The 13,642-nt window shown below is 38.7% G+C and carries 18 protein-coding genes and 1 pseudogene; 2 read left to right on the top strand and 17 right to left on the bottom strand.

The window, feature by feature from the left end; all coding sequences use genetic code 11:
- Positions 1-466: 466 nt before the first annotated feature.
- The 17 genes from Q1Q15_RS21330 to Q1Q15_RS21250 all read right to left on the bottom strand — a co-directional run bounded on the left by Q1Q15_RS21330 (position 467) and on the right by Q1Q15_RS21250 (position 12,983).
- Entirely contained in the window at positions 467-1,441 is a 975-nt protein-coding gene (locus Q1Q15_RS21330) for a hypothetical protein (RefSeq protein ID WP_300464462.1), read from the bottom strand.
- A gap of 115 nt (positions 1,442-1,556) precedes the next feature.
- Positions 1,557-1,823 (bottom strand): hypothetical protein, encoded by a 267-nt coding sequence (locus Q1Q15_RS21325; protein ID WP_300464460.1) that lies wholly within the window; start codon positions 1,821-1,823, stop codon positions 1,557-1,559.
- Between the two features lie 38 nt (positions 1,824-1,861).
- Positions 1,862-2,473 carry a hypothetical protein gene (locus tag Q1Q15_RS21320; protein ID WP_300464458.1) on the bottom strand — a complete coding sequence of 204 codons (612 nt, stop codon included), beginning with the start codon at positions 2,471-2,473 and terminating at the stop codon, positions 1,862-1,864.
- Between the two features lie 83 nt (positions 2,474-2,556).
- Entirely contained in the window at positions 2,557-3,330 is a 774-nt protein-coding gene (locus Q1Q15_RS21315) for a DUF72 domain-containing protein (RefSeq protein ID WP_300464456.1), read from the bottom strand.
- A 134-nt stretch (positions 3,331-3,464) separates the two neighbouring features.
- Positions 3,465-3,674, bottom strand: coding sequence for a hypothetical protein (locus Q1Q15_RS21310; protein ID WP_300464455.1), 210 nt, complete (start codon positions 3,672-3,674; stop codon positions 3,465-3,467).
- Positions 3,675-3,964: 290 nt separating this feature from the next.
- A complete protein-coding gene (locus Q1Q15_RS21305) occupies positions 3,965-4,468 on the bottom strand; it encodes a hypothetical protein (RefSeq protein ID WP_300464453.1) in 504 nt (167 codons plus the stop codon).
- A 48-nt stretch (positions 4,469-4,516) separates the two neighbouring features.
- Positions 4,517-4,807: a calcium-binding protein gene (locus tag Q1Q15_RS21300; RefSeq protein ID WP_300464451.1), complete on the bottom strand. Its 291-nt coding sequence runs from the start codon at positions 4,805-4,807 to the stop codon at positions 4,517-4,519.
- Entirely contained in the window at positions 4,785-5,183 is a 399-nt protein-coding gene (locus Q1Q15_RS21295) for a hypothetical protein (protein WP_300464449.1), read from the bottom strand. Before Q1Q15_RS21295 ends, Q1Q15_RS21300 begins: the two co-directional genes overlap by 23 nt.
- A gap of 696 nt (positions 5,184-5,879) precedes the next feature.
- Positions 5,880-6,071, bottom strand: coding sequence for a hypothetical protein (locus tag Q1Q15_RS21290; protein ID WP_300464447.1), 192 nt, complete (start codon positions 6,069-6,071; stop codon positions 5,880-5,882).
- A 340-nt stretch (positions 6,072-6,411) separates the two neighbouring features.
- The gene (locus Q1Q15_RS21285; RefSeq protein ID WP_300464445.1) at positions 6,412-7,491 is read right to left on the bottom strand and encodes an SEL1-like repeat protein; all 1,080 of its coding nucleotides are present in this window, start codon (positions 7,489-7,491) and stop codon (positions 6,412-6,414) included.
- Positions 7,492-7,535: 44 nt separating this feature from the next.
- A complete protein-coding gene (locus Q1Q15_RS21280) occupies positions 7,536-7,916 on the bottom strand; it encodes a S1C family serine protease (protein ID WP_300464443.1) in 381 nt (126 codons plus the stop codon).
- 130 nt (positions 7,917-8,046) lie between these two features.
- On the bottom strand, positions 8,047-8,613 hold the full coding sequence (locus Q1Q15_RS21275) for a hypothetical protein (protein ID WP_300464441.1): 567 nt from the start codon (positions 8,611-8,613) through the stop codon (positions 8,047-8,049).
- Between the two features lie 374 nt (positions 8,614-8,987).
- Entirely contained in the window at positions 8,988-10,007 is a 1,020-nt protein-coding gene (locus Q1Q15_RS21270; RefSeq protein ID WP_300464440.1) for a tyrosine-type recombinase/integrase, read from the bottom strand.
- Positions 10,004-10,753: a tyrosine-type recombinase/integrase gene (locus Q1Q15_RS21265; protein ID WP_300464438.1), complete on the bottom strand. Its 750-nt coding sequence runs from the start codon at positions 10,751-10,753 to the stop codon at positions 10,004-10,006. Before Q1Q15_RS21265 ends, Q1Q15_RS21270 begins: the two co-directional genes overlap by 4 nt.
- 208 nt (positions 10,754-10,961) lie before the next feature.
- A complete protein-coding gene (locus Q1Q15_RS21260) occupies positions 10,962-11,855 on the bottom strand; it encodes a tyrosine-type recombinase/integrase (protein ID WP_300464436.1) in 894 nt (297 codons plus the stop codon).
- Positions 11,842-12,327, bottom strand: a complete 486-nt coding sequence (locus tag Q1Q15_RS21255) for a hypothetical protein (protein WP_300464434.1) — start codon at positions 12,325-12,327, stop codon at positions 11,842-11,844. The genes Q1Q15_RS21260 and Q1Q15_RS21255 overlap by 14 nt, the downstream gene beginning before the upstream one ends.
- A gap of 47 nt (positions 12,328-12,374) precedes the next feature.
- On the bottom strand, positions 12,375-12,983 hold the full coding sequence (locus Q1Q15_RS21250) for a hypothetical protein (RefSeq protein ID WP_300464433.1): 609 nt from the start codon (positions 12,981-12,983) through the stop codon (positions 12,375-12,377).
- Positions 12,984-13,028: 45 nt separating this feature from the next.
- Here Q1Q15_RS21250 and Q1Q15_RS21245 point away from each other — a divergent pair.
- Positions 13,029-13,097: pseudogene (locus Q1Q15_RS21245) on the top strand (SEC-C metal-binding domain-containing protein); the annotation flags it as partial.
- A gap of 90 nt (positions 13,098-13,187) precedes the next feature.
- The gene (locus tag Q1Q15_RS21240) at positions 13,188-13,430 is read left to right on the top strand and encodes a hypothetical protein (RefSeq protein ID WP_300464526.1); all 243 of its coding nucleotides are present in this window, start codon (positions 13,188-13,190) and stop codon (positions 13,428-13,430) included.
- The last annotated feature ends 212 nt before the right edge of the window (positions 13,431-13,642 follow it).

Raw genomic sequence — 13,642 nt, 5'->3', positions numbered from 1 at the left:
ATTATGGTTCATCTCTTTCTTTTTTTTTCCTCAGATAATATTCCCTGTTCTGTTGACGGATTTTCTCTTTGTTTCTCCTTCGGGGTTCTCGTCTTCTTTCCAGTATTTGTTCTCTGTTTTTGTGTGTGTGTGCGGAAATCACATAACCAATGGCCATAATGAATTTGAATCCCGGTCCCTCCCCCCCCCATGGTGAGAATTTGTTCAAATGTTGAATTTAAAGGCTTTTGGTCCTTATTCCTGCTTGTAAATAATTCAATTCATGGGAAACGAATAGGAAGGCACCCATGAAAGACAAACACTTTTTACAGCGCCTTTGTCGCGCAAGAGAACTCTTTTATGGTCTGAAAAAATTCTTACCCCCTCCCTATGTTAAAATGGCATAGGGGGAAAAAGGCTGTCCATCCGCTCATTGATAAAAACAACTTTTATGATTTTTACCCCCCCCCTTAAAAATCAAATGACATTAGTGCTCAGGTCGTCGAGAGTTGTTACCCGGGGAGGGTGGACCCTTCCCCTGAGGGTCATCTGACAAGAAATTCTCTTGGTTATCCGGCATCGGCGACGTCCACTCTTCCCACTCTGGAAGCTGATACGTCCTGGTTTTGTCGCAGGTCGCTTGGTATTCAAATAAATCAAGTTGTTTGGCTGTGCCATGCTTCTTCTCCCCTATTTGTCCTTTGTTTTCATTTTGGCCAATGCCTGCTTGATGGTTAAGTTGGCCGAACGCCGCGCCAGAAATAATCTTCCAACACTGAATCTCAAGCTCCAAGAGAGGCGACTGTATGCATAGAATACCATTATTTTTTATATACGTTATTCTTTCTTGATACTGTTCTTTGTCATCAGGGTGGGGGTTAAAATTTTGTGCCATTTCATAGAATTCCACATCGTCTTTCTTGGCAAAAATAGCCGCGGCCAGCCCTGCCGATAGGAATGGTTCGAATATTGTGTCGGCAAGATTTTTGAGTAGCAGCGGAATGGCCTTTGATACGTCAAGCAAAGAGCGTGTAATCCAACCTATTTCCAGCATCCAGCATCTGATAGAGGAATGGTGGTGGGTAAAATTCGCAGTCAATCGCTCTACCGCTTCTGAACCAGATGGGGTTGTTTCGAGTGAGGCTTGGCAAAGCTGCCAGGGAAATTGGTCAAGCCATGGGGAAGAGCGAACAGACTCGGATATATTTTCGTTTATATCCATTTGATCTCTGGCGACATCAGTGAAACACCATCCCCATTCGACAGAAAGCATAAGACATGACAAAGCAAGAAGATCCAATGATCGTGGAGGCGGGTTGTCTCTATGGACTATTTGGATATTCGTATGCCATTGGCGAGATAATAACAGGAAAACACGTTCAACCCCAGAAATGGTTTTGCCAAAGATATCGCCTGTCCTTGCAGATTCATGGCCTGCCTGTGTATGTGTACTTTCTACCATATTTGCCCTCCCCCAGTCTAAAGATCGAACTGTACTGTGCGAATTTTACAAAAACTTAAATTAACCCGGCACTGACTATGGAGAAGTTGGAGACCCCCTTAATCAAGAAATCGGTTTATTCACCATGCATACGATCAGTAAGTATTTCCCCGGTTTCTTTAGATATTGCAATCATACGGGAAGCTCCGATGCAATAACCTTTGTCATCCGGCACATGAACAATAAAACAGTTTTCAATTCCGCTGACATTATACATACCAACCTCATCACCGGGTCGGTAGTCTCTTATTTCAAGTGTGTTTGCCTTTTTCCTTGTCTGCTCCACCAGATAATTTTCAAGACTTACCCGCGCCTGTTTTTTTGTAATTTGATTTTTAGCCATTAGTCACTCCAAAATTTTACTGATTGTGTAAATGTATCTCATGACCCTTCCATTTCCTTTTTTTTCCTCAGATAATATTCCCTGTTCTGTTGACTGATTTTTTCTTTATTTTTCCGTCGGTAGTCTCGTCTTTTTTCCAGTATTTGTTCACGGTTTTTCTGGTAATATTCTTTATATTTGGCTATATTTTTTTCAGGATCTTCTTTATACCTTGCTCTGTTTCTTGCCCTTTCGCTTTCTATATTGGCTTGGTAATATTCTTTGCGTTTTTGGTACAGGTCTTCTTTATTGTCTATCCAATACTGTTGTTTTCTGGCTTTGATTTTTTCTTTATTAGCCGTGTAATATTTTTTTCTTCGTTTTAAAATTTTATCTCTATTCGCACGGTAGCGGGCTTTTCGTCTTTCAGCCTTTTCTTCTCTGGTAAGCTTCTGCCGTGGCGGTTTTCTGTGTTTTGCATAATAATTTCGACCAGAAATCCTTTCACATTCCATACATCCACCACCCTTAGCCCTTCTTGGTTCTATATGTCCATGCTTGCATGGTTTGCCGGTGAAATAGTATGTATGCCCAGCAGCAATGGCGTCAGCTCTATTGGAATACATTTGCTCAATTGTGATGTTGTCGGGGCCGTAGATTCTATCTGGCATTCAAAAGACCTCGCCTAAATCCCATGACGTGTTTGAAAAAATTAATACCAAAAAGAATATATTGCTTTTCATGTACTATGGCCTTAACCAAAGGCATCATTCAACAACAGATCCAAAAACCGCTTAATGGTAATGGGTGCTGACCCTTCGTAATGGTTATTGACATTGAGAGTTACCTTGACTTGTCTTGCTATCAAATCATTAATCATCATCTTCAGATTGTGCAGCTCACCATCTTTTGGCTCAACTATGGCATTCCATATATTTTTAGTCCGCTGCTCTATACCTTTCCTGTCAGGCCCATGCAACCGGATGACGGTATGACCCTTGATGTATTCTTTAAAATGACCATACACTTGAAAAATAGAAGGCATCCAGTACCCCTGTAAAAACACGTGTGAAAGTTTCATTGACTGGAGAAATTCAAAGTATGGTTTGTTAAGATAATTCTGATTTCGTATTTCAATGCAGTAGTGGAACTTGGGGGGTAACTTCTGATAGAACTTCTGAAGTTGATCTTGAAAGAGCATCTGGTTTGGCATTTTCTGTTTATTTAGATACTCAAATTGAAAAATCAGTGAGTTGATTTGTTTAGACATGGGTTCTATTAGGTGCAGAAAATCTTGCATCAGATCATTTGACAGGAAATGTGGGTTGGCCTCGGTTTGCCCCTTACCATACTGGTGTGTCAGTGTGATAGCATTTGGAACTTTGATACTGAATCGAAAATCTTTAGGAACAGAACCCACATACTCAGCGACAACTTCAGGCTTAGGAAGGACAACCTTTTCCCCGAACAAGGACCAGAACCACTGGTCGATTTCCACAAGGGTATAATTCTTTGCATATTCCGACAAATAGTTTTTGCCAACATCCTGGGAATAGACAAGTCCTTTCCATGAATCATACTTCCAGCTGCAAGTGCCGATCCTTAAAAATTTAGATGGCTCTCTCCGCATTGGTCAATTCCTTTTTTATTTTCCCTTGTTGATTACCCCATAACAACAAGCATTCCGCATTCCGGGCAGACAACTTTCAGACTCAAAAAGATACCGACACCCAAGGCTTTCCCACAATTAAGGCAATAATATGTTTTAAAGATTTCGTCATCTGCATTGCTGATTTGATCATTTGGCTTACCGCATGTCGGACAATATAATGCTGAACTGTCCTCTTCAACTGATGTAATCGGTTTGTCCATGGATTTCCCCTTTTTGGAAGGTGTTTCCATTTTCATACGACAGAAAAGAAAAAATTTCAATCAGGGAAAACCCGGAATTTTTAAAATCTATTCTGTGGGTTTGGACTGTAATTCTGATGATATTTTTTTTGGCTATAATTTTTATATATCAATGAATTGACTCCGGAAAACCACCTTACTGACGGCTTGATAAATGGATAATGAGTCTCAGTTAAATTCCGAAAAATTAAATCTTTACCAGATAAATAATATTTTAACCACATAAGATCTCACGCCAAACAGCAAAACTTTTATTTTTTTCCGCTCCCGCAAGGACAAGGGGAATATATATCATACTCCTTATAAATTTTTTTAATTGCCTTACCCCCCAATTTCGCTTTGAACAAGGTATAATGCCGTTTGATTCGGTCAATATAGGCAGGATCGACAAGCAATATAGATTCAAACAATTCTATAAATTGTTCACCGTATAGCGTTTTTTTTTGAGATGGTTGCAGTGTGGGGCCTTTCATCTCCGCAGCCATTTTTGAAGGTAGATAAGGGGACCAGGACAAATAAAAATCCAAACTTTCCCATCCATAGGAAATTCTCGCGGCATGAATTGGTTCATATTCTGGATCTATTTGGAGAACGTCAAAATAGACCCGTCGGCAATCGCAATCTTTATCCTCACAAAAAGAATCAACAAAGGCATATTCACCATCCGGAATTTTCGGATCGTTTCGAAGAATGATTCGACGTGTTTCCTTTTCTGCTATTTCTGGAAAAAATTCAATAAAACGCTTAAAACTCATTTCCCCTACCTCATTTGTTTTTTCTGTCTGTCTAATAGTTGGGCAACCTCATCGGTTGGCAAACCATACTGCATAATCTTTCACAGGGTGGTAGTTAGGAGAAGCTTGTCCCATGACCTCCAAATCACAAAGTGGAAACTGATACACACCTCGCTTGTGTGATACCGTAACAATAATCCCATACATGTCCTCAACACTGGCAATTTCCAAAATTTTAACTTTGTCCCCCTGACTCAATGGCCCACGTTCCTGAAATTCAACAATCTCGACTTCAAAGGGAAATCGTAATACTTGCTGTAAGTGCTCTTCCCATGATTCAAATGCAGCACCATTCATCATCTGGATCAACATTTTGCAATACTTTTTGAATACGTGATCCTTCTTCTCCAATCCCGTCCCAGAGATGTTCTGATTGAAGACGCTCCAAAGTTCGTTCAACATCATCAAGGGAATCGCGTGGTTTAATATGTCTTACCTCTGTTAGATATAGATTCATTCTTGACCAATCTAATCCGTCTTGTTCACATTGATTGATAATAGAAACTGGAATGCTCGCTAAGGTCAGGCTGTCCCATTGAATCAAGATACTTTCGTTTTCAATCTCTATGATTCTGCCAACCCATCCACTTATCTCATCCCCAAAATCAGGATCTTGGACATTAGGTTTGACTCTCACCGAATCTCCGGCTTTGAAATGATGCTCTTTTCTTGACATTTGATCTCCAACGTTTATCTACCGACAAATGGTGGTAGCATAGAGTACCTGCTAACCAACCAATTATTGTGCAGATCTGGATGTCACATAATTTGGAATGTGATCTGGCCTGCAACAATTAGCGATTTGATTTGCAAATCATTATCAATATTTCAAATTTGTGTAAAGAAATATTCAATTATATTTGACCAAGCGAAATCAAATGAACAAACTTTCCATTAAATTTTATTAGAGTAACCGGATTTTGGCCCAGGCCCCAGAAATAATTTTTCAAGAATCTGCCAAAATGTGATGTATATATATTAAAGAGTTGAATGTGGAAACATGACCGAGGATGCTAACCTTAGCTCATATAATGGAATTGAAACTCAGAGAATAATAAGGAAGCTGTGTTTTTTATATATTAAAAATTAATACTTACGAGGTGCTTATAAGAGACCATACCAAACCGGGGGCAAGCCCTAAGCATAGGCCTCCTCTGATTTACTCATCTCTGGATACCACCCACAAAAAGTATCTCGGAGGTTATTGTTTGAAATTTTTGTCCGTACCTGAATTGCAAAATAGTTGGGATTGGAAAAAGGACTTTGTTTGAGTACTTGGCTGAGCGAAAAAAGGGGAGCTGAAAGCCTCGCTTTTAGGGCTTGCCCCCGGTTTGGTATGGTCTCCAAGATTTAAGCAGGGCAGTGGTACCATTCAGAGCAGTATCTCAAAATTTGAGGCAGCTATCTTGCACCAAATTTTTTTACCATTGTTAAGTATATAAATTCTTTTTAATCCTTCACTATCAAAAAGTAAACCCCCCGATTTTTTGATTTTTACCACTTCATTCTCATAATCAAATTCTTTTTCAGTTAGCCAGTTGATAAACATTTCCTTATGTTCCATAGATTCCCTCCTAAAAATTAATATGAATTAAAATTAATATTCGGGAATATAATGTCAATAAAAAAGCTCCAAAAAAAGCTTTTTGCAGCTATGAAAATAAATAAATTGATTCAAAGATAGTAACAAGTCAAATCCATTATGACGTAGTGATTTTGAAGGCTGGGGTGAGCGTGAAAAAACAAATTGAGCAAATAAGGCCAAAGTCAAGATGGCAAAACCATGAGAACAATCACACAAGAAGAGGCTAAAGCCCTACGAGAAATTCTATTGACCCATGATGCCGGGACACTATTTAAAAAAAACAGATTAAGAGTCGGTTGTTTTATTAAAAGATTATTTTTTATTTAGAAGAATCAATTTTTTCTTGCAACTTAGCTGCAAGTTCCTGGGCTTCACCTAATTGTTGAGGTGTTAATTTTTTAACAAGAATATCTCTATTCTTAATAGCATGTTTATCCCCTTGAGCTGCTGCCAAACTTGACCAAATATATCCAAGTCTATAGTTCTGCGGTACCCCATAGCCATTATCATACATAACCCCAAGACTATACTGAGCAGAGGCATCTCCCTGTTCTGCTGCTTTGGTGTACCAATATATAGCTTGTTTATAGTCCTGCGGTACCCCCTGGCCATAATTATACATAACCCCAAGACCATACTGAGCAAAGGCATATCCTTGTTTTGTAGCCTTAGTGTACCACTTTACAGCCTTTTTATAATTCTGCGGTACCCCTTCGCCCCTGTGATACATGACCCCAAGAAAACACTGAGCCATGTCATCTCCTTGTTCCGCAGCTTTTGTGTGCCAATACACAGCTTGTTTATAATCCTGCGGTACCCCTTGGCCATAATTATACATAAACCCAAGACCATACTGAGCAGAGGCATCTCCTTGTTCCGCAGCTTTTGTGTACCAATACACAGCTTGTTTATAATCCTGCGGTACCCCTTGGCCATAATTATACATAAACCCAAGACCATACTGAGCAGAGGCATCTCCTTGTTCCGCAGCTTTTGTGTACCAATACACAGCTTTTTTATAATCCTGCGGTACCCCTTGGCCCCTTTTATACATTCGTCCAAGAAAATACTGAGCAAAGGCATATCCTTGTTCCGCAGCTTTTGTGTACCAATACACAGCTTTTTTATAATCCTGTGGAACATCGAAGCCGTTATAATACATCATTCCAAGAATACCCTGCATATCGGCATTTCCTTGTTCTGCAACCTTAGTGTACCAATACACAGCTTTTTTATAATCCTGTGGAACACCTTGGCCTATATAATACCTGTTTCCAATATTAAGTTGAGCATCGGCATTTCCCTGTTCAGCGGCCTTTAAAGCATCCTCAAATTCACCACAAAAAGCAGAACCAGCACAACATAGAATTAACAAGACGAGAATTATTGTTTTTTTCATATGCGTTTTCCTTTGATTAAGAATTTAAAAAAACTTGCTTCAGTCTAACCTTCCCATGTCTGGTCTGATACCCGATCCGCTAATAACAAAGGGACTCCCTTGAAAGGGGTCGAAAGAATAACCAGATCATGTTTTTCATCTATGCCAAATATTTCCTTAATTTCAATCACTTTTCCTGATGTTGTTTTTGCTTTTACCGAAGAAGCGCCATTCAACACATGAAAATTTGATACCAAATTCTCTCCGGTATGGATAAAAAAACCAGACCCTATTGAAAGAGGTTGGCCATTTTCATCAAAACTCATTAGCAGAACTACCGAATCCTTAGAATTTCTGAAAATTGTTGGGGCATCAATTGCCAATACAGGAACATAAGAAAAAAATATCAGAAATATTGTGAGAAGAAAACTTTTCAAATGTTGCATGTATCTCTCCTTTACGTATGAAATGTATTTACGTTGCCGATAGTTAAGCTGAATGGCTATCCAATATCTTGTCCCGCAAGATCGCTGAAGTTCTCCAACCCACTCAACCTTCAGGTTGTGCCAGTTTATATTATCCCTTAATAAAATGATGGAGTCCTGTAATTAACAGCAATTTCTTTTTTACTGAAACGATAGGTAGGGGATTTCCGGTTTTTTGCCGGTTTTTAACAATTTTTTCCCATTCAACATGTAATTTAATGCACCTATCTCTCGAACCATCTCCATACTTAATAATTAGCTCGCTAATCTGAGAATGAATAGATGATAGCCTGATCAAATCAGTTTGGATTTCAAATATTTCCGTTACCTGATGTTCAGTCAAAATCTGAGCTAAAAGGCCTATCTGGCTATTCCAAGCTTGATCAGCCCAACTTGGAATTTTTTCTTGAAATAATGAAATGATTTTAAAAGGGATCTTATCCTCATCTAAGTTCATTATTTCAACAATCTGTTTTTGTTGAGTCCCATAGTTATCGGTTGAGTTTGTGTGGTCTTGGATATTGTTAATTATCCTGAGGTTACGTTCAATTTCCGCACGAACAATAACATATGATTTCCATGCTTTCCAAATTTCGAAACGTAAAGTGATATAAGAACCAATGACCCCGCCTATAAATGAAAAAAAGATAGTTTTCATAGTTTAATTATTTAACAAATTATTGTAAAATTCTCTAAAATATTCGTATCTGAATGATATATTAACTCTATTTATAATGCGTTTGAATTGATAAACCTGTAACAGGATATTTTGTGGTTGTAAAGAAACATTCAATTATATTTGGTCAAGCGCAAGCAAAAAAATCAAGATCCCAATCAAGTTAATTGGAGTTATGTTGCGAGTGGGTCTAACCCTCTAAAATAATAGCAAAATTTAAGTTTCCGCTTGCAAATCCATATTGGCAATAAATTCAATGCCTTAGAGCGCATTTTTATAATTCTTAAAAAAACTGGTAACATAATATTTTGCCCCTTTGCATACCTCACTGTGTCTGGCACAGGCAGTTTCAATGGTTAAAGACTGTCAAGCCAGGTAAGCGTTTCCTTATTGTTTTCCCAATTTATTAACTCATCTATTTTCTTATCATGTGTTATTTTCGACTGTGTGTATTCAATAAAATTTTTTTGGATATCACGTTTTCTCGACAGATCAATGTGCAGATAAGCCATGGTGGAGTCTACATTTTTGTGGCCAAGGCGATTTTGTATATCAGACACAGGATCGCCTGAGATCCGCATATTCAAGGCGCATGAGTGCCTAAAACAATGGGCAGGACTCATTCCTTTGAGGCGCTTTGGCGGCAGCGCTTTTGATAGATATTTCCTGCAAATTTTATTAATCCCGTGCCTTGTCAATTCTCTTTTTCGCTGATTGATAAATAGCCTATGGCCATATACAGGGATCGGATCAATACGGTAGTTTAAAATATAGTTTGTGATTAAAGAAGCTGTTTTCGGGCAGAGATTAATCAGCCGGTATCGGTTCCCCTTGCCCAGTACTGCGATGCTTTCGTTTCGAGGATCAAAATAGTCAAGATCAAGTGTTGCAATTTCACTGGCCCGGGCACCAGAGTCATAAAGAAGATGAAGGATGGTATAATCCCGCATCCCTTCTTTTTTCTTAAGATCCACTGTTTTAAAAACTTTCATGACCTCATCCGGATATAAAAACCCCATTATTTTTTTTTGAGCTTTTTTCTGCGGGATGTTCAGGATGGCTTCTGCAATGTGTTTCTTATCCGGATGCATAAACCGGATCATTTTTGCCAAAGATTTAATGACGGCAAGGCGGTTATTGCGGGTTTGAACCGTATTTTTCCTATGGGTCTCCAGGTGATGCAAAAAAGACAGCACGGCATCTGCTGATAGATGCTCTATTTTTAAAGACTGTATTTTGATTGAGTGAAAGTTGCCCAGGAAATGCAAAAACAAAGAAAACGTTTGTCGGTACGCTTTAATGCTTTGTTCACTGGTGCCTTTTATCTGGGGTAAGTATTGATTAAAATACTCAAGCAAGCAACTTGATAATCTCATATGCCCTCACGCATCGACATTGAAAAATCAAACATCTGGTGGCGATGTTCTGCATCCAGCACTTTCAGGTATTTTGTTGTGTATCTGTACTCGCTGTGTCCCATGTAGGTTGCCAGCACCGGTAGCGCATTTTGAGGAGATTTGCCCTGCAGTTTTATCCTTTTTAGTGTATTCACAGCAAACGAGTGGCGCAGCGAGTGAGGAGAAGGGCCACAAAAATTAGTAGTCCCTATTACTTTTCTCGGCTGATAAAGGTTAATATATTTGATAACTTCTTTAAACTTTAGACCCATATAACTTTTTACTATTTTTGTTTGATCACTTTTTACCAGCAGCAAAGGATTATCCTCTTTATCAAACAACCGGCGAAGGTTCAGCAGGTTGTTTATCTCAGCAACTACGGCTTTTGGTATAGGGATCAACCGGTCCTTTTTAAATTTTGTTTTCTCAATATAAATCGTCCTTTCTTCAGACATATAATTGACTTTTAACAAATTAAGTGTCTCTGAGATTCTAAGCCCGCATCGGGCCATCAATAAAAAGGAGATATAAGCACTAAAATCACCTAAATAGAGTCGTTCAGTTCTACGCATCAATTTAATTACGCCATTAATCAAAAGATCTGTTTCTTCCGGAGAAAATATAAAAGGAACAATCTGGTTTTTCGGTAATTGGGCAATTTCCAGTAATGGATTTTCCTGGATCAAATCTTTGCGGACAAGAAAGTTGAAAAACATTTTAACCATTCTAAAACCCATGTTTTTGGATCGGTTTTGGTAATTAAGGCTGGATCTGAACTCAAGAAAAAACAGCGGCTTAAAGGATGCCCAGGTTGATTGTTTTTCAACCACATATCGATCAAAAATTTTAAGATAGTAAACCATCTCTTTTACCGAATACCCCAACTGTAAGCGGTATTCGATAAAATTTTCCATTTGTTCAGTCAAAAAACTGTTAAAGCGTTTCATCAAGGATAATCTCTCGCATAAGATTCATATGGATACTCAAATACCTGTGGGTTGAGTCGATACTTTTATGGCCCATCATTTCTTTGATTGCATAAATGGATGCGCCAGACTCTAAAAGATTCTGTGCATATGAATGACGTAGCCAATAGGTGGTTGCCGAAAGATTGTTTTTTCGCATGCAGTCCCGGATATGATAGGTGACATCATTATTTATATTTACAGGTTTATAAGGCGGAACAAGCTGTAAAAAAAGGGTTCGGTGTTTGCTTTTCGGTCTGCCTCCAACGATATAAGCGGTGATTGCTTTGATTGTGTCATCCGAGAGCGGAAGATGAGCCGGGCTATAATTTTTTCTGGATCGAATAAAAATTTCTTTTTGTCTGAACGAGATATCATCCAGGGTGATCAAGCTGACTTCCCTGGGACGCAGACCCAGATAGTACACCAGGTGCATTGTCGAATATGTGCGAATATCTTTTGGAACAGAAAGGTCAAGACTGCCAAACAATTTTTCGACTTCTTTTGGACGTAAAAATTTTGGTGGTTTTGAACGTGCAAACTCTGGCGGGCTTTTGACTAAAGGGGCAAGATTCTTTTTGATGTATCCATTCCGGTAAAAATATTTTAAAAATTCACGCAGATAAGATCTATTAACCCTACATGTCGCGGTGGCATAATTTTTATTATGAAGCGCTAAAAAGTTATCAACCTGTTCGATTGATATTTTGAAAAGAACAATATTTGATTTTTTTAAATAGAGATTGAGGCTGGATATTATGCTCCTCATCCCCTGAACTGTCTCTTTTCTTCGAACTTGAATTTTATAATAATCCAGGTATCGCTCAAACTCTTCTGGTATCTTATTTTTAATTTCTGTCATGGTTTCTCCCAAAAGATTGCATGACAAGGTGATGGATAGTTGCCGGGTCATGCTGCTCCATCTGTTTTTGATTGTTAAGCGCCGCTGGTGACGGCAAAGCAGTCTTGTCAGGAAGAGACAATACTTGAAAAAGACTACCGTCAAATGCGATCAGGTCCAGATCAATCAAGGCATTTCTGGCGAGAATATATTCATCAACTAAAATTCCCAAAAGAGTGCAGATTTTATCATAGCTGTAATATGATAATCCATGACGATCAGACACTATAATCAGAAACAGATACAACAAAAGCTGATGGTGATTGAGACTTGCCCAGAAACCTTCCCGTAAAAAACGGTGCTCGATAAAAGCAAAGCTGCCTGTAATTTTTCTGATGCGACAAGGTTCTATTGGATTTTTTTCAATAGACGCACGAAGACTGTATTTAGACCTTGGATCCAAACTTTTAACCCTATTATGTTTCATTTTCATGGCATTGCCTCCTTGAAGTTATCACTAAAGGCAATTTACCCTGTTTTTCAGGGAGGGTCAGTCCCCGTTTGGTGTTGAAAATAGCTTTTTTTAGATTTTTTTGCTTTGGGGCGGGGTCCAAAGCCTAACGGTGGTGGCAAAACGTCCAAATATAAACTGGCAAGCTTCCGACAGTGGGGTAAAACAAATTCAATACCAAGAACAGATCGAAAGGATGACAAAGTTGGTTGGCAATTTTCCGACAGTGATGGAAGAAGTTCAATCAATAAAATTAAGGTAAACCGGATAAGAAATAATCGTCGCCTCATCCACCGCAAGGCACCTGGAAGACAGATGTCCTGCCGAATTATATCTGCTGCTGCCTCTTGACTTGATGAGCTTTTGATTTGATTAATAACCGTTTCTACATCAATCAATGTCCCGGGTAAGCGCGAAGACAGGCAATCCGGCAGCATGCTAAACGTTGCATGTCCGTCCGGACAATACCATCTGGCTATTTTTACTCCATCTGGAAATTTTCTACTATAGGTTCCATGTCCTGCAAATTTACAACCGCCTTGTGGATGCAACGGACAATGATTCAGTTCGGCATCTTTCCATGCTTTACCTTTTATATATTGATCGACAGAGAGATTTGTGGCAAATCGAAGTTGCAAAATCTTTTCCTTGCACCAAAATACAAAATATGAAACATTTCCTTTATGGCAAAGATCGGACGAAATACACCATGCCCTTGTGGCAGTGGTAAGAAATATAAAAAGTGCTGTCTGTTGTCACAGAATGGGGCAATTCAATCCAATTCTCAGCCCACTAAATTTATACCAGTTTACACAGAATTAGATCAGCTTTCAAATAGTGTTATGGATCTTATAAAAAATGACAAATTGGACGAGGCAGAGGCCGTATCCAAAAGACTTTTGAATGAATATCCTGATCAAATTGATGGTTTTGAACGGTTCGGCCAGGTTTACGAGGCCCGGGGGGAAAAACAGGTTGCTGCTGACTATTACCAAAAGGCTGCTGATTTTGCCAAAATAATGCCAGGTTTCGATCAAGAAAGCGTTGAATATTACTTGTCAAACGCAAAGAAAATGAGAAAATAAAAAAAGTAAAAGAATTAAATCCAAAGAAAATACACTCTTTAAAAATCATCAGAAGAAAATCACGCAACAAAAAAAACTCGCTACATAATTGGAGATCAACTTGATTTTTGTTTAACTTCACGGAGAATTATTATCAAGTTTGGCTATATGAAAGTGGAGTTTGAAAGAATGCCGTTTAATGTTCGTTTGAGCTAACCTGCAACAAAAGTAAG

It is taken from the genome of Desulfobacula sp., assembly GCF_030145145.1.
In the GTDB taxonomy this organism is placed as follows: Bacteria; Desulfobacterota; Desulfobacteria; order Desulfobacterales; family Desulfobacteraceae; genus Desulfobacula.
The sequence above is the reverse complement of the archived record's forward strand: the minus strand, read 5'-3'. Positions and strand labels throughout refer to the sequence as shown.